Origin of the sequence: Pseudomonas sp. KSR10 (assembly GCF_022355455.1) — a bacterium.
GTDB lineage: Bacteria > Pseudomonadota > Gammaproteobacteria > Pseudomonadales > Pseudomonadaceae > Stutzerimonas > Stutzerimonas stutzeri_E.
This window is the reverse complement of record NZ_JAKOEN010000022.1, coordinates 165940-188753: the sequence shown is the minus strand read 5'-3', so window position 1 is coordinate 188753 and position 22814 is coordinate 165940. Positions and strand designations below refer to the sequence as shown.

The window sequence follows — 22814 nt, the reverse complement described above, 5'->3', positions numbered from 1 at the left end:
ATTACCAGGAGCGTCTCGATGGTCGACATGGGACCTGCGTCGCCAATCTTGAGCTTGGCCCCGAGCGTATCGGCGTAGGTCTACTCACCGCTCAACACAGACTCAATGCCCAGCCAGCTAACGCAGCAACGGCTGGGTATTTTCCGTATGGATTCGTTCGGTTCCGGAGCTCGTCGTGACTCGTTCCACATCGCAACCGGGTGGTAACTGGCGAGACATCGCCACGCGTACCGCCCTCGCCATCCTCGGCGGCTATACCTTCACCTACGCCGCGACCGCCGCCCTCGCGCGGCTGCTGCCACTGGACCGGATCGATGCACTGACTGCCGCCTCGCTGCTGTCGTTCGTGATCTATCTGGTATTCATTCTGTGGACGTTTTCCGCCGCCTCGGTGCGACGCGTGCTGATCGTTTTGTGCCTAGCCATACCCATGGCGGGCGTCGGCTTCTGGCCACAACTGCTGGAGGTCCTGCGATGAAACGCAGCCTGACACAATCCATGGCGTGGCTGCACACTTGGTGCGGACTGCTGCTCGGTTGGGTGCTGTTCGCCATTTTTCTCACCGGCACCCTGGCGGTGTTCGACAAAGAGATCAACTGGTGGATGCAGCCGGAGCTGACCGATCGGGCACAATCACCGGCGGCCGCCGCCAACGTCGCGCAGCGTTGGTTGACGGCGCACCACGGCGACGAGTCGAACTGGAACATCAATCTGCCGACCGAGCGCTCGCCGAATCTCGGCGTATCCGTCGGCGAGCGACGCCGGGGCGGTGGTGGTGGCACTCAGCTGGATCCGCTGACTGGCGAGACCATCCACGCGCGTGAAACCATCGGTGGCAACTTTTTCTTCCATTTCCACTACACCTTGCATATGCCGCGGTTGCTCGGAATCTGGGTGGTCGGGTTCGCAGCCATGGCAATGCTGGTGGCGCTGATCAGTGGAATCGTCATTCACAAGAAAATCTTCAAGGAGTTCTTTACCTTCCGCCCCGCCAAAGGTCAACGCTCCTGGCTCGACGGCCATAACGCCAGCGCCGTCCTGCTGCTGCCGTTCCACCTGATGATCGTCTATACCGGCCTGGTGATTTTCTTCCTGATCTACATGCCAGCAGCGGTAGACGCCCTCTATGACGGCGATCGTCAAGCCTACTTCCGCGAGGCGCAGCCAGCCCGTGCTGCCGAGCAAGGTCGAAGTGAGCAACAGAACACGCGTGAGCAGCAAGCGAGGCGTGTCGAAGGTCGCAGCGACAACCCAGCCCCCGCGCCGGCAGCCCCTCAACTCGCGTTGGGTGAAATCGTCAGCCGTGCCGAGGCGCACTACGGCAAGGGTATGATCGGTGCGCTGGCGGTAAGCAACCCAGGCCGCGCCAACGCCCTGGTCACGGCGCGTCCCGTGCTGGGTAATCGCATCGAGCTGACCAAGGGTGAAGGCATGGTCTTCAATGGTGTCACCGGCGAGCTGATCCAGGCACCAGAACCTTCTCGCACCAGTCTACTGACCCAGCGGGTGATGGCCGGCCTGCACTTCGCCCAGTTCGGTGGCTACCCAATGCGCTGGCTGTACTTCGTCTGCGGCCTGATCAGCTGCGCGATGATCGGTACGGGACTGGTGCTCTATACCGTCAAACAACGCAAGCAGCCCAAGGCCAACGCGCACTTCCTGAGGATGGTCGAGAGCTTAAACGTAGCGATCGTCGCCGGGCTTTCGCTGGCCTGCGTTGCGCTGCTGTGGGGTAATCGCTTGCTGCCGTCGGAACTGGCTGGTCGGCAAGTCTGGGAGCTGCGGCTTTTCTTCGGCGTCTGGGCTTTGAGCTGGTTACACGGCTGGGTCCGCAAGCCGCTGCGCGCCTGGCGCGAGCAGCTGTTCGCTGCCGCTGGCTTGTCGATCGGCCTGCCGCTGCTGGACTTGATGACTGCGAGCCCGACGCTGGATCCCATGCGTCTATCGCTTGTTGCCAGCGTGTCGGTGATAGGGCTGACGCTCGCCTGGACAGCCTGGCGAATCCCGAACGCCGTTGCCGCCAGACAGGCGCGTTCCACCCCACTCAACCACCCCGCCCCAGGAGCCTCGTCATGAACGGCTCAGCTTTGTTTGCCAGCCTCCTCTTGGCCTATGGCGGCATGCTGGGTTTCTGCCTCGGTATGGAACGGCACTGGAAGCAGCTGGTCAGCTCGCGCGTGCCCGCCCGGCTGCGCCGCCTCGGCACCCCGCTCGGCAGTCTGCTGCTCGGATTGGCGGTCTACACGGCTGGCGACGTCTGGCCCGGCGGCATGGCACTGGTTGGCTGGTTTGGCCTGATCTCGCTTGCCGGCTTCGCCCTGCTCATGCTGATTCCTTACGCGCCGCGCCTGGTTGTCAGATTGCCCGTGGTAGGTGTTCTGCTGTGGATAGTCGTCGCCTGGGTGTGATGTAGGCACGATGGTTGGAGCAGGCAGCGGACTGATCCGGCCATAGCTTGACGGTCACTGCTCGAACCGGCGCGGCCCGGGACCGAAAGGACACCACGTCAAATCTGGCCACCGGGAGGCCTGCACGGAGCTGACCGAATGACGCGTGCCTCTGCCCAACCGGAACGCGTCCGTGAAGCTGCCCGGCGAAGTAGTGCCGGCGACGAGCTGCTTCCCCGATATAACGCATAGCGTCTCGGCCGGTTCGGCACAGAAAAGCGAGAATTAGCGAGCCTGGTGTCGGCTGTTCGCTCAGGGGCAATCAAGCCGCTCGCAAGACGGTATCCCCACATCGCAGCGGTATGATCGAGCGCAGATGAAGCTGACCGTTGTGCCACTTCCGTTTCACAGCGTAAAAAGCGGCACGGTCTGAAGAAGATCCGAGCTCGCCGTAGCGGCAAGGATCTTCAGGGCACCGCTTACCAGTTGTAGCTAACCTTTGCAGTGATTTCACGGCCGGGGTTGTAGTAGTCCGCAGTGGCCGAGCCGACCACATGCTGCTCGTCCAGCAGATTACTGACGTTGACCGCTAGGTCGGTGCCTTTGGCGATCCGGTAGTTGAAAGCGGCATCAAAGAGCGTAGCCGCGTCGCTCTCAGAGGTGTTTTCAGCCTCGAAGTAATAGGCGCTGGTGTAACGGGCACCCAGACCAACGCTCATCTCCGTGCCCGGCAAGGTGTAGTAGCCCCAGAGTGACGCCGTATGATTCGGCGCGACGGTGAACTCGTTTCCTTCGATGGACGTGCCACTACGGAGCGTTCCGCGCACTACTTCAGATTCCATGTACGAATAGCCACCAATCAGGCTCAGGTTGGCGGTCAGCTCCGTCTTGGCTTCCAGATCAAGGCCACGTACGCGTGATTCGCCCACGGTTTCGCGTTCGATGGTGCCGTTGGGCTGCACGATAGCGATGGTCACGTCTTCCTGATTGAGGTCGTAGATGGCTGCTGAATACAGCGAACTCGTGCCAGCAGGCGCGTACTTCACGCCGACTTCGTACTGCTTGCCGTGCTCTGGATTGACACCCACATCAGGCGGCGCGACAGATTCCACCATGCTGACGTAGGTGGAGATTTCATCGGTGACCTTGTAGGTCAGCGAGCCGCGAAGGGAGGTTTCCGAGAAGTCAGACGTGGCGGTGGCTCCAGAGATGCCCGTTTCAGACAGATCCAGGCGATCGTTGCGCACACCTGCAGTCACGATGAACCGGTCGATGGAAAAGTTCTGCTGCACGAAAGCTGATTTAGTCTTGAAGTCCCGGTCATAGCGAGCGTAGACATTCAGACTGGTCGGTGCGCCGCTGTACACCGGATTGGCAAGGTCGATCGAAGTGGCGTCGCCGTAGAAAGAAGATTCTTCAGTCGATGCATCACGGTACTCGACGCCCACCAATGTGCTGCTGTCGATGCGCTCGAAGCGGGCATCGTATTGCAGCATCACGTTGCCTATAAATTCCTGGGCTTCGCTATCGGTGCCGAAGTAGTCGCGGTCCACCACCGTGCCCGTCCGGGCGGCGGAATCGGTGATGTAGACGTAGCCGAAGCTGTCGGTCAGCTCGCTGTAACGCAGGTTACTGCGCAGGGTGAAGCCGTTGTCGAAATCATGGGTCACGGTACCAGTCACGCTGGTGCGCTCGACATCGTGGAAGTTGAAGCTGGGCTCGCCGAAGAAGTCGCTGCGGTCGTATTCGTCATCAAGCGGGTAGCCACCGCTGTTTGGCGTGCTGTCACGGTTGAGGTAGTCAAGGATGACGGTGGCCGAGGTGAATGCTGTCGGCTCCCACGTCAGGCCACCCATCAAGAACTCGTCATCGTCCTTGGAGTTATCGTATTCGCGCTCACTGTCCTGAAACTTGCCGGTGAGGCGGTATGCCAAGGTTTGGTCGGTGTTCAGAGCATCGCCAACATCAATGCCGGCTTCCTTATGATCAAAGGAGCCGTAGGTCACGAAACCTTGGCCGAAACTCTCGAACCGGGGTTGCTTGCTCACGAAGTTCACCGAGCCACCTGGATCTGCCGGGCCGAACAGTGTGGAGTTCGCACCGCGCAGCACTTCAACGCGCTCGTAGGCGAAAGGCTCTTCGCGAACGCCCCGCATCGAGCCCAAGGTCAGCCCGTCACGGTAAGTGGTGGCATCGAAGCCACGGATTTTGAAGTAATCGTTACGATCATCGGTGCCGTAAAAATCGGTGATGACGCCAGGAGTGTATTGCAGAACCTCTTCGGTGGTACTGGCGCTGCGTTGCTCGATTTCCTTTTCTGTAACCACTGAAACCGAGGCCGGTGTATCGAGGATACTGGTTGCGACCTTGCCGCCTACCCAAAGCTCCCTGGCAACTACCGAGTTCGCATCATCGTCGGGGGCAGCCTGGGCATTAACGATGATGGGCGCAAGACGATACGGTTCATCGACACTCCTGCCGCTCGACTCTTGCGCATTGGCGCTCAAAGGCGCAGCAACCAGCGGCGCGCAGCACAAGAGCGCGGTGGTGGTACGTCGCCAAGGTGTCTGTGCTTGATCAAGCCGGGCCTTACTACCAGTCATACTTGGGCTCCTTAAGTGTGGGAGGCGTGTCAGCGCGCCTTGTAATTTTTGTGCGAGGATGTTGTGCGTTTCGCGGCGAGATAATAATCAATCGCGAATAAGAAACGTAATCATTTTACAAAACTCATCACCTGCTAATGTTCTTCGGGCTTTGCTTTAGCCGCCCGAGCGCTCCAATGCCCATTCAGGTGCAGGTAAACAGGAGCGGTCAGAAAGCGCGCCCAGTGCTCTCTCGGCCTCGGCCAAACCCCAGCGAAGGATCAACCCGACGCACTCGCCCAGCGGCCGTCCCAAATGGTCCGTAAGCCTTTACAATGCGCGCCTTCGATCTGCATCCGGTCCGCGCCCATGTCCTTGCCCCAACACCATCTCGAACTGCTCTCCCCTGCTCGGGACACCGTTATTGCACGCGAGGCCATCCTGCATGGCGCCGATGCGGTGTACATCGGCGGGCCGAGTTTCGGGGCGCGGCACAATGCCGAGAACAGCGTGGCGGACATCGCTGAGCTGGTGACATTCGCGCATCTGTTCCATGCGCGGGTGTTCGTCACCATCAACACCATCCTGCATGACGATGAGCTGGAAGCCGCGCGCACACTGATCTGGAAGCTCTACGAGATCGGTGTCGATGCGCTGATCGTGCAGGACATGGGCGTGATGGAAATGGACATCCCGCCCATCGAAATCCACGCCAGCACCCAGACTGATATCCGCACCCTGGAGCGCGCCAAGTTCCTCTCCAAGGCCGGCTTCTCGCAGTTGGTATTGGCCCGCGAGCTGAACCTGCAGGAGATTCGCGCGATTGCCGATGAGGTGGATTCAGCCATCGAGTTCTTCATCCACGGCGCGCTATGCGTGGCGTTTTCCGGGCAATGCAACATTTCCCATGCCCAGACCGGGCGTAGCGCCAACCGTGGCGATTGCTCCCAGGCGTGCCGTCTGCCGTACACGTTGAAGGACGACCAGGGCCGCGTCGTCGCATTCGATAAGCACCTGTTGTCGATGAAGGACAACAACCAGAGCGCCAACCTGCGCGCGCTGGTCGATGCCGGTGTGCGTTCATTCAAGATCGAGGGGCGCTACAAGGATGTGAGCTACGTGAAGAACATCACTGCTTACTACCGGCAGCGCCTCGACGAAATCCTCGAAGACCGCCCTGATTTGGCCCGCGCCTCCAGCGGCCGCACCGATCACTTCTTCGTGCCGGACCCGGACAAGACTTTCCACCGCGGCAGCACCGACTACTTCGTGACCGATCGCAAGATCGACATCGGCGCCTTCGACTCGCCGACCTTCACCGGCCTCGCCGTGGGCGAAGTGCTCAAGGTGGGCAAGCACGACCTCACCGTGCAGACCCGCGAGCCGCTATCCAACGGTGACGGCCTGAACGTGCTGGTCAAACGCGAGGTGGTGGGCTTTCGCGCCAGCGTGGTCGAGCCGCTGGGGCAGTTCGAAGACGACGGCCAGCAGCTCCTGCAGTACCGGGTCGAGCCCAACGAGATGCCCGCCGCGCTGCGCCAGTTACGGCCGAATCATCCGCTAAACCGCAACCTGGACCACAACTGGCAGAACGCCCTGCTCAAGACCTCCGCCGAGCGCCGTATCGGCGTGCGCTGGCTGGCCAAACTGCGCGCCGATGAGCTCGAGCTGCATGTCACCAGCGAAGAAGGCGCTTATGTCAGCGTCTCACTGGCCGGCCCGTTCGGCGAAGCGAAGAAGCCCGAGCAGGTGCCCGGTCAGATTGCCGATCTGCTGAGCCAGCTCGGTACCACGATCTACCACGCCGAAGAGGTGGACGTGGACGCGCCGCAGGCGTTCTTCATCCCTAACTCGCAGCTCAAGGCCCTGCGCCGCGAAGCTATAGAGGCGCTGACCGAAGCCCGCGAATCGATTCGCCCGCTGGGCAGCCGCAAGGCCATCAGCGTGCCACCGCCGGTCTACCCGGAAGCGCACCTGTCATTTCTCTATAACGTTTACAATGAGAAAGCCCGCGCCTTCTACCACCGCTACGGCGTGCAGCTGATCGATGCGGCCTACGAGGCCCACGAGGAAACCGGTGAAGTCCCGGTGATGATCACCAAGCACTGCCTGCGCTTCTCGTTCAACCTCTGCCCGAAGCAGGCCAAGGGCGTGACCGGCGTGCGCACCAAAGTCGCGCCGATGCAGCTGGTGCACGGCGACGAGGTGCTGACCTTGAAATTCGACTGCAAGCCCTGCGAGATGCACGTGATCGGCAAGATCAAGGGCAACATTCTCAATCTCCCGCAGCCGGGCAGCGCCAGCGGCGTTGTCGGGCATATCACGCCGGACGACCTGAAAAAGACCATTCGCAGCAAGCCGCACGCCTGAAGCTCGAAAGGCACCGCCATGACTTTAATCGCGACATGGGCGGAAATTCGTTCGCTCTATCGGGAGTGCCACCCCAGCGTGTTCAAGGCAAGCTTCGTGCGGGGTGGGCTTCGCATGGTCTGGCCGTCCTGGGGACTGACGCTGGCTGTCGGCGTATTGCTGGTCAGCACCTGGTTCAATGGCCAATCGCCGCTGCAAGGGCTGGCTGCACTGGCGGGCACGACGCTGGCCCTGTTTGGCATGGTGCTGGCCCGCGAGCGCTATTGTGCCTGGCACTTCCGAGATATTTATGCGCGCGAAACGCTGCATCGTTACAGCTTCCTGCGACGAGAGGAGCTGCTCCGCTATGCGCTATTCAGGGACGCCCTACTCGCCCGTGGACTTGGTGCCGCGGATATCGACGAACTGGCACGCATCGCCGAGCTCGCCGGCCAACCGGCGCAGGAACGTTGGATCTCCCAGAACTTGGTGATCGTCATGCTCGTTTCGGCGATCGTCAGCCTGTCGACCGACGTCATCAAACTCACTGATACCTGGATCGCCGGCAAAGGCGTCGTCTTCGTGTTCGCCTTGGCACTGGTCACATATCTGATTTGCTCAGTGCTGGATGGCCTCCGCAGCAACCAGCACCGCGACCGCGTGATCCAACGCCATCTGGAGCGGGCGGCCTTGGACATAGCGCGCGCCACCCCGAGGCCATGAAAGGCCACACGTGATCTGTTCGGCCTTGTGAGTACCTGCCTGCGTCCGGTACGTTTCAGCTGTCCGCCGTATCTCGCGGACCCAGAACAATAACCGGGCCGCTGCGCCCGCCTTGCAAGGAACAACCATGAGATCTCTGATGGCGGCCGGCGTCTTGCTGGCCAGCGGCGTGAGTTTCGCTGCACCCTCTTCCTCAGTACTCGATCAAGTCCAACAGCGCGGTACGCTGAAGGTCTGCACGACCGGCGACTACAAGCCCTACACCTTCCTGCGCGACGACAAGCAGTACGAGGGGATCGACATCGCCCTGGCCGAATCGCTGGCCAAGTCGCTCGGCGTGACGGTCCAGTGGGTGCCGACGACCTGGAAGACACTGATGCCGGACTTCCTGGCTCAGTGCGACATGGCCGTCGGCGGCGTCTCCATTTCGCTGGAGCGGCAGAAAAAAGCGTTCTTCAGCGACCCGATCGCGGTGGACGGCAAGATTCCCTTCGTCCGCTGCGACGAGGTCGAGAAGTACCAGACCATCGAACAGCTCAACCGGCCTTCGGTCCGCCTGATCGAGCCACCGGGCGGCACCAACGAGGCCTTCGTCCATCGCGAATTACCCAAGGCACAGCTGGAGCTGTTCCACGACAACACGGTGATCTTCCAATCCGTCGCCGATAACAAGGCCGACGTGATGATCACCGACTCGTCCGAGGCGCAGTACCAACAACGCAACTACCCTACTCTGTGCGCGGTGAACCCCGACAAGCCGCTGCAATACAGCGAGAAGGCGTTTTTGCTACCGCGTGGCGACGTGGCGTTCAAGGCCTATGTTGACCAATGGCTGCACCTGACCAAGGCGACCGGCGAGTACAAGCGCATCGCCGATAGCTGGCTGGCCAAGCCCGGCGATTGACGGCAGCCGATGAGCCGCGCGAATCAGAACGTCACGTCAGCGCTCAAGCGTGCGGTTCTCGGTCAATTCGTCCACAAACGTAGATAGCTCGCACCATTTCCATAGACACCGATCGCACCAAGCCTGGGTCGATCGCTAGATACCCGTCGACACAGCCTCGGATAGGTAGACAAGGAACGAACATGCTGAAAGGGTCAACTCGCTGGATCGCAATCTCGTTATTTGCCGCGCTGGCCGGTTGCGCGACACCGCCGCCGAAGGAGCCACCATCCGGCACCGAGCCCCGGCCGACCACCGAGCAGGGCGAAGCCATAGGCTCTGGCAAGGCCTCCTTCTATGCCCAACAGCACCATGGCAAGTTGACCGCCAGCGGCGAGCGCTTCGACCAGGGTGCGCTGACGGCCGCCCACCGTACCCTGCCGTTCGGAACCAAAGTCCGGGTGGTCAACGCCCGCAATGGTAAGAGCGTCGTGGTGCGCATCAATGACCGCGGCCCCTATGTCCGCGGACGCGTCATCGACCTCTCCAAAGCGGCATTCCAGCGCATCGCCAGCACCCGCGCCGGGGTGATCCGAGTTCGACTCGAACGGGCTGACTGAGCAGAGCGCCCATGGCGGAGGCAAGCTGAACGACCGCTTGCCGCTGGCCGCGGACGAGCTGCATCAAGAACCCGGAGGCAGCGCCGATAGAGCTGGCACATCAACTCACCTTTCGGTGCCACATGTTCAACGGCCATCTCAAAAAACAACTCGAAGAACAAGCCGCGGAGCTGCTGCAGCTACGTCAGCTGCGCGAGCAGATGGAGGCCACCAAGCTCACCATCACGCTCGATCGCGATTTCCGCATGATGGCCATGAACCAGCGCTTCGCGCAGACCCTCGGCTACTCCGTAAGCCAGTTGCAGGGCCGGGTCATGACCGACATCGTGCCGGCTTATGTGAGGAACCTGTCCTGTTTCAAGAGTTTCACCAGCGCCGTGTCCCGGATGGAACCCATCAGCGACAACTATCGTTTCCTGGGCGGCAACGACAACCTCGTCTGGCTGCACATCGAGTGGTATCCGATCCGCGACGCGAAGGGTGGGCTGCAGCACATGAGCGGCTTCGCCCGCGAAGTGACGCGAGAGCTGCAGCTGGCCAAGGAGAACGAAGCCTTCATCAAGGCCCTGCTACGCTCGACCGCGGTCATTCAGTTCAACCTGGACGGCACAATCGTGACCGCGAACGAGCAATTCCTGAAGGGCACCGGCTATTCGCTCCAGCAGATCGTCGGCAAGCACCACCGCATGTTCTGCACCCAGGAAGAGGCCTCGTCCACGCAGTACAGGGCGTTCTGGGAAACCCTCAATCGCGGCGAGTTCGTCGCCGACCGCTTCAAGCGTATCGACAGCCATGGGCGCGACCTCTGGCTGGAAGCGACCTACAACCCGGTATTCGATGCCGAGGGCAAGCTTTGCAAGGTGGTCAAGTTCGCCAGCGTGGTAACCGATCAGGTGGCGCGTGAGGAAGAAGTGCGTGAGGCGGCCAGTATCGCCTATGACGTCTCCCGGCAGACCGACACCCGTGCCGAACGCGGTGCTGTCGTGGTCAAGGACACAGTAGCGACCATGCAGCGCATCGCGGCGGAGGTGGAATCGGCCACTCAGGGTATCGAAGCCCTGGGCCAGCAATCGTTGCTGATCAGTTCGATCGTCCAGACCATTGGCGGCATCGCCGCGCAGACCAACCTGCTCGCGCTCAATGCGGCCATCGAAGCGGCACGCGCCGGCGAACAGGGCCGGGGCTTCGCGGTCGTCGCCGACGAAGTTCGCCAGCTGGCGGGCCGGACCAGCGCAGCCACCGAAGAGATCGTCGCCGTGGTGCAGAAGAACCAGACCCTGGTCGACGACGCCGTGCGGGAGATGGCCAACAGCCGGGAACAGGCGGCCGAAGGGCTGTCACTGGCCAACCAGGCCGGTGCCGTGATCGTCGAGATCCAGGACGGCGCGAAACAGGTCGTCAGCGCGGTCGGTCGCTTCGCCAACGAGCTGTAATCGAAACGATAACGAGGCGGGTGGCATTCCATTCGCCTTTTTCGTTGAGTCAAAGCACCGCGTTGCCCACCGGCCTGGCGAAACGATAGGTCGCAAAGCAGCACAGCACGACGCCACTGACCGCCAGCAGTCCGGCGACGATACCGATATTGCTGAGCCCCAGGTGACTCGTGACGAGGCTTCCCAGCAACGCACCACCCCCGATCCCCACGTTATAGATGCCGGAAAACATTGCCATGGCAACATCGGTCGCGTCGGAGGCCAGGTTCAATACCTTCGACTGCGAGGCCAACCCGAAGCACATCCCGGCGATGCCCCAGACCACCACCAGCGCACCGAGCATCGACGGATCGCTCGCTGCCGGCAGCAGCAACAGCAAACACAGCGCCATGGTCGAGATCGCCGCGATCATGAAGCCTCGCGGATAACGCCCGCTATAACGGCTGAACAGAAACGAGCCGAGAATCCCGGCGCCGCCAAACAACAGCAGCAAGACAGTCGTCAGATCACCGCTCAGGTGCGCGATGGTTTGTGCGAAAGGCTCGATATAGGTGTAGGCAGTGAACTGCGCGGTGATCACCAGCGCGGTCAGCACATAGGCCGCGACCAGCGCCGACCGTTTGAACAGCATCGGCAGGCTGCGCAGCGAACCGGAATTCTGGCTCGGCAGCAGAGGTAGCGTCCGGGCCAGGCAGAGCACCACCAGCGCCGCGATCACGGCAATCGACAGGAACGTCGTGCGCCAACCCAGCAGCTCCCCTATCACTCGACCAATGGGGATACCCAGCACCATGGCCAACGCACTGCCGGTCGCCAGCAGGCCCAGCGCCTGTGCTTGCTTGCCCGGCGGTGCAACGCGCACGGCCAACGATGCAGTGATTGACCAGAACACCGCATGCGCCAGCGCGATGCCGATGCGGCTAAGCATCAACATCCCAAAGCTCGAGGCCACGCTCGAAACCAGATGGCTGCCAATGAACACCACGAAAACGAACATCAGCAAGGTGCGCCGTTCGACGTTGCGCGTCATCAGCATCATCGGCAGCGACATCAGCGCCACCACCCAGGCGTAGATCGTCAGCATCAGCCCGACCTGGGACGGCGGCATGTCGAATGAGCGGCCGATATCGCTGAGCAAGGCGACCGGGACGAATTCGGTGGTATTGAAGATGAAGGCGGCCAGGGCCAGTGCGACGACACTGAGCCAGCTTCCGCCGGTGGCGCTTTGGGTTTCGTTCATTCGGGCAGTTCTGAAAAGCAATGCTTCGTCCGCCAGAGCCTCCCGAACGGAGGTCAGCGCGAAGGACGGTGATGAAAAGGACGATGCACCTGAAGCCGAACGACGAGATCGCCCGCAGCCTCGAGCAAGCGCGGGGACGGGGACGGAAGAAAATTCAGGCGGCAGGTCTGAGCGGCGCGGATTCTACGCCTGGCGCGGAGCGCTGTCAGGTGCCGCGCGCCCCCGGCGACCAGCGGCCACCATCGCTGAGAAGCGAGGCCCTCCACTCGGCACCCTGCCGAAACTTTGCTGGCGGGTATCAGCCGTAACTAGACCGACCCAGCCCCCTGGAGCAGTCATGGCCTACCCAAAAATCCCCGCGCAGAAACAGGACCGCCAGCCCGGCATGGAAGAAGCGAAATGAACCCGCCCGCCGAATTCATCCGCGACAGCTACAAGGGCAGCGGCAAGCTGGCCGGCAAGGTCGCGCTGGTCAGTGGTGGCGACAGCGGCATCGGTCGCGCCGCGGCGGTGCATTCGCCCGCGAGGGCGCGGACGTCGCTCATCGTACGTTAGCGGCCAGACCATTCATGTCAACGGCGGGAAGGTGGTGAACGGCTGAGCGGCCACGGTGGCGTATGACGGCCTGTCGAAGCATCGCGTAACCCCTGCGCAGGGAACCATCGTCGAGCCTGTCGCGCCCAAGACTGAGGAGGGCTGGCAAGACGCCCGGCCCGTATCTCAATCGCAGCCAACGCTGCCCATGAAACATGGTGAAGTCATGCCCCAGATCCTCATCGCGGCTTTCGACCGCTACGCCGAAGCCGAGCAAGTCAAAACCGAGCTCCTGAGCCAGGGCGTGGCCAGCACGGATATTCAGATTTCCGCGTCGTTCAATCCGGAGACGGTCAACAGCAGCCGGGTGGAAGTGATCGGCGAAGAGCCGGATGAGGACGCGACGGTCGCCGACAAGATCGGCAGCTTCTTTCACAAGGTATTTGGAGACGGTTCCAGCCAGCATGCCGGCCGTTATCCCGAGGCGGCTCGGCGCGGTTCGACGGTGGTGACCGTCAGCCTGGACGATGAAAGCCAGATCTCGATGGTGGAACGCATCATGGAGCGAAACGGTGCGATCGATATCGACGAGCGCAGCGCAAGCTGGGGCAGCGACGAGGCGACTCCGGTCACCGCCAGCACCGAGACGCTGACCACCGGCTACCCCGAAGCCGCATCGGTCAGCGAAGACGAGCGCAAGCTCAACGGTATGGCCAGCGCGGATCGCGGCGCGGACGACGGTTCGGTCCCGGGCCGCGCCGAGAATGACAAGGCCTCGCGCCGCGACAACACGGCGGGACGGGTCAGAATCATTCCGCGCTGACCATGAGCTGCGTTCACGGCGCCGTGAACACTTCGTCGAGCAGGTCGTTCATCGCCGCGAAGGCACGTTTCGCCACCTCCGGGTTGTACTCGTTGCGACCCGGTACGTTGGCGTAGGGATCAGTGAACGAGTGCACGGCGTTGCCGTAGCTCACGAGTTGCCAGTCCACATCGGTGGCTTTCATTTCGGTAATGAATCCCTCGACCTGCTCCGGCGGAACAGCCGGATCATCGGCGCCATGCAGCACCAGCACGGGCGCCTTGATCTGTTTAGCGTCATCGGGATCGGGCGTATCGAGGTTGCCGTGGAACGATATGAAAGCGTCAAGTTCCGCGCCGGATCGAGCCAGTTCGAGCACTGATCCGCCACCGAAACAGAAGCCGATCGCCGCCATTCTCCCGGTGTCGACCGGCACTATCGATTGCGCCTTTAATGCATCCGTCGCCGCCTGAGCACGCTTGCGCATCAGCGGGCGATCGCCGCGTACCGAGGAGGCCGCCGCCTTGGCCTCGTCGGGGTTGGAGGGGCGTACGGCCTTGCCGTACATGTCCGCCATGAACACTACGTATTTCTCACCAGCCGCACGCGCCGCCTTCTCCGCCGAACGTTCGGTCACGCCCAGCCAGTTGGGCACCATCACCAGGCCGGGCCGCGCGGTAGTGACCGCATCGTCATAGACGAGCAGCCCCTCGAAAGGCTCGCCGTCGATCTCGTAGGCGAGCGGTTTGACGACGGTTGCCGCCTCGACGGCTCCAATCGATCCCACCAGTGCCAAGGCCAAGCATGACTTTTTCATCGACGGACTCCCTCTCGTGAACGCGTTCATCAACAGTAGAGGAAATCCGCGCAGGCGCTTTACCGACTGGCCGGGAGAGCGTTTCGATTTATGTCGGCCGAACCCGGCCGGCCAGCCGTAATGCCCTTATCCGCATGGGTGCCGACCACCGGATCGCAACTCGTCCAGCGCGAGGGCGTTGGCTGTCGCGGCGCCGCTGGCAGTGTTATCGAAGATGCACCATTGCGGCACATCGACCGGAGCCTCGGCCAGCCGTGTGTCCAATCGGCACAGCCATTCGGGCTCGTAGGAGGAGTAATAAAGACGCGGCGAGCCGTGTAGCCGGTAGTAACGCAGGCCCGCCCAACCACCCGGATCGGCCGCCTCGGCAAATGGCGCCGGATCGGCGGCGACCCGTGCGATCCGCATGCGCTGAAGCAGAGCTTCGGACTCGAGCCAGCTCGGGTGGCGGGGCTCGAAGGCCACGAAGCCCTCATGGCGGGCCCGTAGCGCATCGAAGAAGGCCTCGGCACAGCCTGCTTCGTAGACAAGCGAGGGCGGCAACTGCACCAGCAGGCAACCCAGTTTCTCGCCAAGGTGCCCGCACTCGTGCAGGAAGGCCTGGAGCAAGTCCTCGCACCCGAGCAGGCGCGCTTCGTGGGTGATCTGCTTCGGCACCTTCACGCTGAAGCGAAAGCCGGGCGGTACGCTGTCGGCCCAGCGCGCATAGGTCGCTGGCCGGTGCGCACGGTAGAAGGAGCTGTTGATCTCCACTGCCGGCAGCCGAGCGGCATAGCGCGGCAGGTGCGTGCCCACGGCCGGAAAATGCGGCCATTGTTCACGCGGCAGGCTCCAGCCCGCAGTGCCGAGATGAAGGCCGGCCACGGCGCGCATCAAGCTCGCCCCTCAGCATGCTTCGTCTGCACGGGCAGCCGCCTGAGCAGCCACTTTCGCACCGGCACCACGGCGTGTTCCTGCGCCCAGACACACATCACGACGGTCAGTAGCAGATACAGCGGGTAGAGCCACAGCGACAACGTCTGCTCTGCGGCTTGGGCGGCACAGGCCGCCCAGTCGTCCAGACAACGAGCCGAAGCCACGCCGAGCAGTTTCTCCGTACGCGAGAACAGCACGAATGCCGGCACGTGCAGCACGAACAATGGCAAGGACGCGGTACCCAGGCGTTGCGCCCAGAGGTTCAGCCGCTCACGCTTGGGCGTGCGGATCAGGGCGAACAGGTAGATCAGCATCAATTGCGCAGGCAGCAGCAAGCCGTTGTGCAGCAGGAAGTACCAGTACTTCTCGCCCTTGAGCAGCCAGATAGCGAGCAGGAAGCAGCACAGGACGAACCCGGCCATCAGCAGCCGCAGCGCCCTGTTCGGCAGGCGGCCGGCGGTCTGGTGCTCGCGAAACAGCCCGTAGGCGAGAATGCCCGCGAGGAATTCCGGCAAACGCAGCAAAGGCATGCGGTGCAGCATGCCGGTGAAGGGAGTCCCGTACTCCTGCTGCAGGATGACCCACACCGGCGGGATCAGATAGAGCAGCACCACCACGGCCAGCCAGACGACCTTGTGCGGCGTACGCATCAACCGGGGCGCCAGCAACGGGAAGGTCAGGTAGAAGAAGAACAGGGTCGAAATCGACCAGAGCGGCGGATTGAAAGTCAGGTAATAGGGATTCCACGCCTGAAGCATGAACAGCTGAAGTACGAAATTGAGCAGCAGCTCGCCATTGCTCATGAAGTGCTCCAACGTCTCGCGCGAGGCGTCGCCCAGGTCCTCGTTGGTGTCATAGACGACGAATCGCAGCGTGGCCTTGGTGTCGTCCGGTGGGATGCCAAGGTTGGAGATGATCAGCAGCACCACGGCCGTCAGCGCCAGCGAGAACAGGTGCAACGGGTAAAGATTGGCGAAGCGCCGGCTGAGGAAACTCCGTCCCGGCTCGCGCATCCGCCCCTGTTGGCAGTAGACATGCGCCAGCAGGAAGCCAGACAGCGCGAAGAAGCTGCTGGTGGCGAAGAAGCCGACGCCAGTGAGATCCGCCACCCAGCCGGGCAGCGAGTTCTCGGCATAGTTGTGCAGGGTGTGGAAACACACGATGTACAGACCAAGCGATAAGCGCAGCCACTCGAGCCCGATGAATTTGTCCTTGCTGACCTGCTCCACTCGAGGCTCCTACATCCAAGACCGGCGAACATCCCAGCACTAGGACGCACAACGGCGGTCAGTCGTTCGATCAACGAGCGCAGCGGCGGTGCGCCGGATGAATTTAGTCACTATTGAGCGGCGCACGGGCCACGCCGACTGGGGTCAAAACGGCAGAACCCATCCTGCAGGAGGTCCGACCGCAGTGCTGTCCCGAGTCATTAATCGCCTTCCCGCCAGCCATACCCTTTCCCTGATGCTGGCCGTACTCCTCCTCAATGTCTCGCTGCCGGCCTGCGCCCAGGAAGGCTTCAGTTGGGCGGCAGACTTTCTCCAGCGCGTGGCCGAGGTGGACGAGCGCACGCCCGGCGAGCTGGGCGTTTTCGTCAAGGATCTCGACAGCGGCGTATCGGCGTCCTATCACGGCGATGAACGCTGGTACCTCGCCTCGACCGTGAAGGTCCCGGTGGCGATTGCGATCATGCGCCGCGTCGACGAGGGCGCGCTGAGCCTGGACAGCACCGTGCGGCTGATGGAGTCCGACTACGTCGACGGCGCCGGGCCGACCAACAGCCATGCGCCGGGGACCCGCCTCAGCGTGCGCTATCTTATGAATCAGATGCTGATCCACAGCGACAACACCGCCAGCGACATGTTGATCAGCCTGGTCGGGCTGGAGGCGGTCAATGCCGTCACCGCCGAGCTGGTCCCGGAGGGCTTCGGCCCCATCACGTCGCTCGCCGATGTGCGGCGGCTCATCTACGGCGAATTTCACCCCGCCGCACGCCAGCTGTCGGGCCGCGACTTTCTGCGCCTGAAACAGCAGCGCGGCGAAGCCGGCCGTTTGGAGTTGCTGGCCAGACTGCTCGGCGTGCCAAAAAGCGAACTGCGCGCCATTCGCCTGCGCGAAGCCTACGAACGCTACTACGCCACCCCGAACAACTCCGCCACGCTGCAGGCCTACGGTGACTTGCTCGCGGCGCTGGTGGCCGGCAAGGCCGTGTCCCGGGCGAGCACCGAATATCTGCTGGGCGTGATGACACGGGTGCAGACCGGCGACCAGCGCATCAAGGCCGGCCTGCCGGCCACCGTCAGCTATGCCCACAAAACCGGCACTCAGGTGGCACGAATCTGCGATGCCGGTCTGATTGCCCCGCCCCCGTTCCGCGTCGCCGAGGCCACCGGCCGCATCGTAGTGGTCGCCTGCGTGCGCGGCGCCGCCTCGACCGTGAAGGCCGAACGCGCCTTGCGGGGTGCCGGCGAAGCCATTACCGCCTCCGGAGTCTTACGCCTATGACAAGCGTCGCGCTCGGCAACGGAAAGCTTCTCGCATTGCCCGTGCTGATCGGCCTCGGCATAGCGCTTTGGGCGTACCGGGAACAGGCCTATTCGGACTCTTGGCGCAATGAGCTGGAACAGGACGTGCGCCGTATCGACGAAGGCTCGCCAGGGCGGCTGGGGCTATACGTCAAACATCTGGGCGACGGCACGGCTTTCGTCTACGAAGCGGATCGATTCTGGTACCTCGGCTCGGCGGTCAAGGTACCGATCGCCGTGGCGGTGCTGCAGGGTGTCGATGAGGGCGAACACAGCCTGGACGATGAGCTGGCCCTCGAAGCCAGCGACAAGGTCGATGGCTCCGGCGATCTGGTCTGGCAAGACAACGGCGTCGCGTACTCAGTGCGCACCCTGCTCAACGAGATGCTCATCGAGAGCGACAACACCGCAGCCAACATGCTGATTCGGCTGGTCGGCGAGGACCGGCTCAACGAGCGCACCCACGAGAACATGGGCGGTAAGGGCTTCGAGCGCATCACCGACTTCACCCAGGTTCGCCGTGACGTCTATGGCGAACTGCACCCGGACGCGCGCGAGCTGGACAACCTCGAGTTGGTCAAGCTGGCTTCCGCCCCGTTCAGCCAGCCGCGCTACGAGGCGGTGGCGCGAGTGCTCAACCGCTCGCCCGATGAGCTCGAGGCGGACAGCATGGAGCAGGCCTACGAGCGCTACTACGCACGCAAGCTCAACTCCAGCACGCTGGAGGCCTACGGCACGCTGCTGGAAAAGCTGGTGAGCGGCGAGCTGCTCTCCGAATCCAGCCGGGACCTCCTGTTCAAGAACATGAAGCTCGACCGCTATGATGCCTACCGCCTCGAAGCGGGGCTGCCGCGCGACGTACCTTTCATTCAGAAGACCGGCACGCAACTGGAACGCGCCTGCCATGTGGGCGTGATCGACCCACTGTCGGAGGATCAGACCAATACCGTGATCGTCGTGGCCTGCGCCGAAGCCATGGACGAGGACAAGGAAGCCGGCGCCGCCTTCGAGCAGCTCGGCCAGGCAATAACCCAGGCATTGCTGGGCAAGCCCGAGTGACCCCTTCACGCCGCGCAACGCCTCAAACCACGGCCGCCCGTCGAGCCTGATGCTCGTATTCAGGCGAGTGATTGTCCAAACTGCGCAGTCATCTGATCAGTGAGGCGTCGATCATGCGCAAGGCCGGAACCAAACAACGCCACGCCTACAAGCTCGAAAGACTTCAGCGCTTTTTGGACTGGGCCAACACGCGCCATCCCGATTTCGTGCCGAAAAAAAATCACCAGGAGAAATGGTTCAGCACCTATCTCGGCCATCAGCCACCGGAAATCGGCCGCGCGGCGCGATTGTTCTGGTTGGGACTGGACCTGCCCACGGTCGAGGCGAATCTTGGGGACGCCGAACCGACTCGCCTGATCGGCCGGCTGCTGAACCGGGACGTGAACGATTTCAGTTGTACCGTCGATATCTTCGGTGTCGAAAAATCGCTGGATTGCGGCCCGGTGCAGAACCTGCTCGAACCCGAGTTCGCGCTGCGCATCGACGACAGCGGATCGATAGACGACTTCGAACGAAACGTGTGCTCCGCGGTGGAGGCCCTGGTCCGGGATCGCTTGCATGTCCTGGAACAGCCATTCACCAGCCTCAGCGAAGAACAGAAAGCTCAATGCTTGGAGCGCCTGCCCGTGCGGCTTTCACGCCTCGACGATTTCGCGGCGCGTGCCGTCGACATCGTCAACGAGGTCAAACACGACCTGCGCTATGTCGTCGAGCTGCGCCACGGCGACGTCGCGCTGGACATGCAACGGCGCATCTCAGGTGGCCAAGGCCATGTGCTCAGCGCGGACGAGGTCGCCGCGACCAAGCGCGAGGACCGCCAGGCCCTGCAGGCCAAGTTCGAGATGATGATCGAGGAGGCGCAGGACTTCGATCTGCAGTTGCTCGGCGAGAAGCGCCTGACTGAAGTCTTCTTGATGGAGCCGAAAAAGCTGCGCCGGACCATCCGTTTCGCCCGCGAGGACAACCGGGAAAAGATGGCCTTCGCCGTGCTGCTGGAGAACAACCCGCGCTTCGTCCACTACCACAAGCTGTACGCCGCTCGGCGCATCACCCGTACCTGGACCGCCCTGCTCGGCCCGACCAACAGCGGCAAGACGCATCAGGCCATCGAGGCGATGACCGCGGTCGAGCATGCCATTTACCTGTCGCCGCTTCGCCTGATGGCACTGGAGAACCAGGAGCGCATCGAGTCCATGGGCGTGCCTTGCTCGCTGGTGACCGGCGAGGAAGAGATCATTCGCGAGGGCGCCACTCATTTCTGCTGCACCGTCGAGGAGTTCGCGCGCTTCCGGCACGAATCCTGGGACGTGGTGGTCATCGACGAAGTGCAGATGATGGCCGACTCGCAACGCGGCTGGGCCTGGGTCGATGCGCTGGTCAGCGCCTACACGCAGGATCTGATCATGACCGGCCCGGAGCTGATCCAGCCGTCGCTGAAAACCCTTTGCAACCTCTGCGAAGACCAACTGGTGGTCAAGCGCACCAAACGACTCTCACCGGTGGACGTGGCGCGCCGCTCGACCACCCTCAAGCAGCTCGAGGCAGGCTCGATGCTGGTCGCCTTCAGCCGCAAGACCGTGCTGGAACTCAAGGCATTGCTGGAGATGACCGGCAAGACCGTTTCGGTGGTCTACGGTGCGCTGTCGCCGGAAGTGCGGCGTGAGCAGGCCCGCCGCTTCCGTGAAGGCGAGGCGGACATCATGGTTGCCACCGACGCCGTCGGCATGGGCCTGAATATGCCGGCGCACACGCTGTGCTTCTACACCGACGAGAAGTACGACGGCATCCAGAGCCGTCAGCTCAAAGTGCAGGAGGTCAAGCAGATCGGCGGGCGGGCCGGACGCTTCGGGCATCACGACAGCGGCGTCATCACCGCGCTGGATGTGCAGACACTGCAATCGATCAGGCGTCTGTTCCACAGCCCGGACCTGCCAGTGGACCTGACGCAATTCCAGGTACGGCCTTCCATCGAGCACTTGCAGGCGATCGCCGAGCTGATGAACGAGCCGAGCCTGCTGCGGGCATGGCTGACCTTCAACCGCAACATCAACTACGGCGACGAATTCATCTCGATCCTGCCCGACGAGCTGGCGGAGTGGATCAAGCTGGTCGACGACCCGACCATCGATCTGCCGTTGCGCTGGATTTTTGCCTGCACGCCGATTCGCGGTGGTCTGGACAGCCCGGCGAGCATCTTTGCCCAGCAATGGCTGAAGAAGGTCGCCCAGGACAAGGAGATCCCATTGCCGCGGCTGATCATCGATGCCGATTTGGCAACACTGGAAAGCTCGCTGCATGTCATCGAAACCTACCTGCACCTGTCGCGCACGCTGCCGGCACACTTCCCGGCGCTGGAGCAGGCCGAACAGCATCGCAGCCTGCTCAACGGTGCGATCACCCGCGAGTTGTCACGCCAGCGTAAGCCACGCAGTTCGGATCGCCGGCGGATTTCCGGAGAGACCCGCAACTGCGAGGGCTGCGGCAAGGCGATGCCGATGGCGGCGCGCAAATTTCGGCTGTGTCAGAACTGCTTCCGCGAGCGGCGTTGAGGCAACTTGGGCGTTTCGGGCGACCAAAAGCAGGCGCTCGACAAGCGTAGTTGGTCGATGTTCGAACGAGCGACACGAGGCATCGAGGCTGGCCAGGGACGACTTCGGCCCTTAGGATGCGGCAGGTTTATCCAGATGACCGGCGCCTTTTCGGGCGTCGGTCATGACCCTAATCACCGCTTGCCAAGGAACCAGGGCCGATGTCGATCATCCTTCAGTTGCGCCAGCAACTGGCCGCGATCACCAGCAAGTTCGGCTGGGCCGCACTGTTGCTCGCACTAGGCGTCCATGTTGCCGTGTCCTATGCCGGCCTGCGTCTGTTCGAAGAAACACCACTCACCGAGCTGAAGACGTTCGTCTATTTCTATCTGACCACCGCGCTGACCGTCGGCTACGGTGACTTCTCACCGCAGACCGCTGGCGGTCGCATCTTTGTTTCCACCTGGTTGATGATCGGCGGCATCGCGCTGCTGACCGCCATCATCGGCAAAACCACCAATTCCATAATCGCAGTCTGGAGGAAAGGCATGAAAGGCAAGGGGACGTTCGCCACCTGCACGGGCCATACCGTTGTGATCGGTTGGGAAGGCGAAATCAGCGAGCGCGTCGTCGAACTGCTGCATGAAGACGAAACCTCCAACGACCACCTGATCGTCATCTGCGACACGGTGCTCGAAGAAAACCCAATGCCAGGCAAGACCGAGTTCATCCATGGCGAGAGTCTGTCGTCTCTGGCGCTGCTGCAGCGCGCCGGGGTGAAAGGGGCCGAACGCACCCTGGTGCGCACCGGCTCGGACGACCTGACGCTAGCCGTCGTGCTGACCATCAACCAGCTCAATCCGGTCGGCCACGTGGTTGCCCACTTCAGCAGCAGCGAGACCGCCCGACTGGCCCGCAGTTATGCGCCCAAGCTGGAATGCACCTCCAGCATGGCCATCGAAATGCTGGTGCGCTCATCGCAGGACCCGGGCTCCTCAGTGATCATTAATGAGCTGTTAAGCGTGGGCCAGGGCGCGACCCAATACCGCCTGCTACTGCCCGAGAGCTACGAAAGCACGGTCGGCGCGCTGTACAAGCAATTGAAAGACCGGCACAACGCGACGCTGATCGGCTACCGCGCCAAAGATCAGCCCCAGCCGACCATCAACCCGTCCAACGACACCCCGGTACGAGGCGGCGAATTGTTCTATATCGCCAATACACGCCTCGCCGGCCTGGGTGACGCAAGCTGAGCATGGTGCTGCACCGAGCAGAGATTCGCCGGTAGGGCTGAACGAGTCGGCCCTACAACAAACGCATCGACACCGCGATCGCCGATAGGCCCAACGAAGCGCCACGGGGGTAGCACCTGCCCCGGCTACGACACCCGGCTCCCTTCATTTCGGGAATCAACCTC

At 62.4% G+C, this 22814-nt stretch carries 18 protein-coding genes and 1 pseudogene; 14 read left to right on the top strand and 5 right to left on the bottom strand.

The window, feature by feature from the left end; translation table 11 throughout:
- Positions 1-175 precede the first annotated feature (175 nt).
- From MCB86_RS18560 to MCB86_RS18550, 3 genes are read left to right on the top strand one after another with little or no spacing between them, the layout of a single operon-like run.
- Positions 176-478, top strand: coding sequence for a hypothetical protein (locus MCB86_RS18560; RefSeq protein ID WP_045163016.1), 303 nt, complete (start codon positions 176-178; stop codon positions 476-478).
- The gene (locus tag MCB86_RS18555) at positions 475-2076 is read left to right on the top strand and encodes a PepSY-associated TM helix domain-containing protein (protein WP_239611818.1); all 1602 of its coding nucleotides are present in this window, start codon (positions 475-477) and stop codon (positions 2074-2076) included. Before MCB86_RS18560 ends, MCB86_RS18555 begins: the two co-directional genes overlap by 4 nt.
- Positions 2073-2408: a DUF3325 domain-containing protein gene (locus MCB86_RS18550; protein ID WP_045163018.1), complete on the top strand. Its 336-nt coding sequence runs from the start codon at positions 2073-2075 to the stop codon at positions 2406-2408. The genes MCB86_RS18555 and MCB86_RS18550 overlap by 4 nt, the downstream gene beginning before the upstream one ends.
- Positions 2409-2866: 458 nt before the next feature.
- On the opposite strand, the gene MCB86_RS18545 is transcribed toward MCB86_RS18550, so the two are convergent.
- Positions 2867-4990, bottom strand: coding sequence for a TonB-dependent siderophore receptor (locus tag MCB86_RS18545; protein ID WP_239611817.1), 2124 nt, complete (start codon positions 4988-4990; stop codon positions 2867-2869).
- 348 nt (positions 4991-5338) lie between these two features.
- Between MCB86_RS18545 and MCB86_RS18540 the strand changes: the two genes are divergently transcribed.
- The 5 genes from MCB86_RS18540 (at position 5339) to MCB86_RS18520 (ending at position 10977) form a co-directional block, all read left to right on the top strand.
- Positions 5339-7339 carry a U32 family peptidase gene (locus tag MCB86_RS18540; RefSeq protein WP_045163020.1) on the top strand — a complete coding sequence of 667 codons (2001 nt, stop codon included), beginning with the start codon at positions 5339-5341 and terminating at the stop codon, positions 7337-7339.
- A gap of 18 nt (positions 7340-7357) precedes the next feature.
- The gene (locus MCB86_RS18535) at positions 7358-8041 is read left to right on the top strand and encodes a hypothetical protein (RefSeq protein WP_045163021.1); all 684 of its coding nucleotides are present in this window, start codon (positions 7358-7360) and stop codon (positions 8039-8041) included.
- A gap of 127 nt (positions 8042-8168) precedes the next feature.
- Positions 8169-8945 carry a transporter substrate-binding domain-containing protein gene (locus MCB86_RS18530; protein ID WP_045163022.1) on the top strand — a complete coding sequence of 259 codons (777 nt, stop codon included), beginning with the start codon at positions 8169-8171 and terminating at the stop codon, positions 8943-8945.
- 182 nt (positions 8946-9127) lie between these two features.
- The gene (locus MCB86_RS18525; protein WP_052679335.1) at positions 9128-9544 is read left to right on the top strand and encodes a septal ring lytic transglycosylase RlpA family protein; all 417 of its coding nucleotides are present in this window, start codon (positions 9128-9130) and stop codon (positions 9542-9544) included.
- Between the two features lie 122 nt (positions 9545-9666).
- Complete coding sequence (locus MCB86_RS18520; RefSeq protein ID WP_239611816.1) at positions 9667-10977, top strand: PAS domain-containing methyl-accepting chemotaxis protein; 1311 nt, start codon at positions 9667-9669, stop codon at positions 10975-10977.
- A 49-nt stretch (positions 10978-11026) separates the two neighbouring features.
- Here MCB86_RS18520 and MCB86_RS18515 read toward each other — a convergent pair whose 3' ends face one another.
- Positions 11027-12217, bottom strand: coding sequence for a sugar transporter (locus tag MCB86_RS18515; protein WP_239611815.1), 1191 nt, complete (start codon positions 12215-12217; stop codon positions 11027-11029).
- A gap of 337 nt (positions 12218-12554) precedes the next feature.
- Between MCB86_RS18515 and MCB86_RS18510 the strand changes: the two are divergent.
- Positions 12555-12759 (top strand): annotated as a pseudogene (locus MCB86_RS18510) (NAD(P)-dependent oxidoreductase); the annotation flags it as partial.
- A gap of 218 nt (positions 12760-12977) precedes the next feature.
- Positions 12978-13574, top strand: coding sequence for a hypothetical protein (locus MCB86_RS18505; RefSeq protein ID WP_345772248.1), 597 nt, complete (start codon positions 12978-12980; stop codon positions 13572-13574).
- Between the two features lie 13 nt (positions 13575-13587).
- Here MCB86_RS18505 and MCB86_RS18500 read toward each other — a convergent pair whose 3' ends face one another.
- From MCB86_RS18500 to MCB86_RS18490, 3 genes are all read right to left on the bottom strand, one after another.
- Positions 13588-14370, bottom strand: coding sequence for a dienelactone hydrolase family protein (locus tag MCB86_RS18500; protein ID WP_045163026.1), 783 nt, complete (start codon positions 14368-14370; stop codon positions 13588-13590).
- Between the two features lie 126 nt (positions 14371-14496).
- Positions 14497-15243 carry a DUF72 domain-containing protein gene (locus MCB86_RS18495; protein WP_239611813.1) on the bottom strand — a complete coding sequence of 249 codons (747 nt, stop codon included), beginning with the start codon at positions 15241-15243 and terminating at the stop codon, positions 14497-14499.
- Entirely contained in the window at positions 15243-16514 is a 1272-nt protein-coding gene (locus tag MCB86_RS18490) for an acyltransferase (protein WP_239611812.1), read from the bottom strand. Before MCB86_RS18490 ends, MCB86_RS18495 begins: the two co-directional genes overlap by 1 nt.
- Before the next feature lie 97 nt (positions 16515-16611).
- On the opposite strand from MCB86_RS18490, the gene MCB86_RS18485 reads away from it, so the two are divergent.
- From MCB86_RS18485 to MCB86_RS18470, 4 genes are all read left to right on the top strand, one after another.
- Complete coding sequence (locus MCB86_RS18485) at positions 16612-17790, top strand: serine hydrolase (RefSeq protein ID WP_239611811.1); 1179 nt, start codon at positions 16612-16614, stop codon at positions 17788-17790.
- Positions 17787-18869: a serine hydrolase gene (locus MCB86_RS18480; RefSeq protein WP_239611810.1), complete on the top strand. Its 1083-nt coding sequence runs from the start codon at positions 17787-17789 to the stop codon at positions 18867-18869. Before MCB86_RS18485 ends, MCB86_RS18480 begins: the two co-directional genes overlap by 4 nt.
- Positions 18870-18982: 113 nt before the next feature.
- Positions 18983-21418 (top strand): helicase-related protein, encoded by a 2436-nt coding sequence (locus tag MCB86_RS18475; protein ID WP_239611930.1) that lies wholly within the window; start codon positions 18983-18985, stop codon positions 21416-21418.
- A gap of 200 nt (positions 21419-21618) precedes the next feature.
- Entirely contained in the window at positions 21619-22650 is a 1032-nt protein-coding gene (locus MCB86_RS18470; RefSeq protein ID WP_239611809.1) for an ion channel, read from the top strand.
- Positions 22651-22814 lie beyond the last annotated feature (164 nt).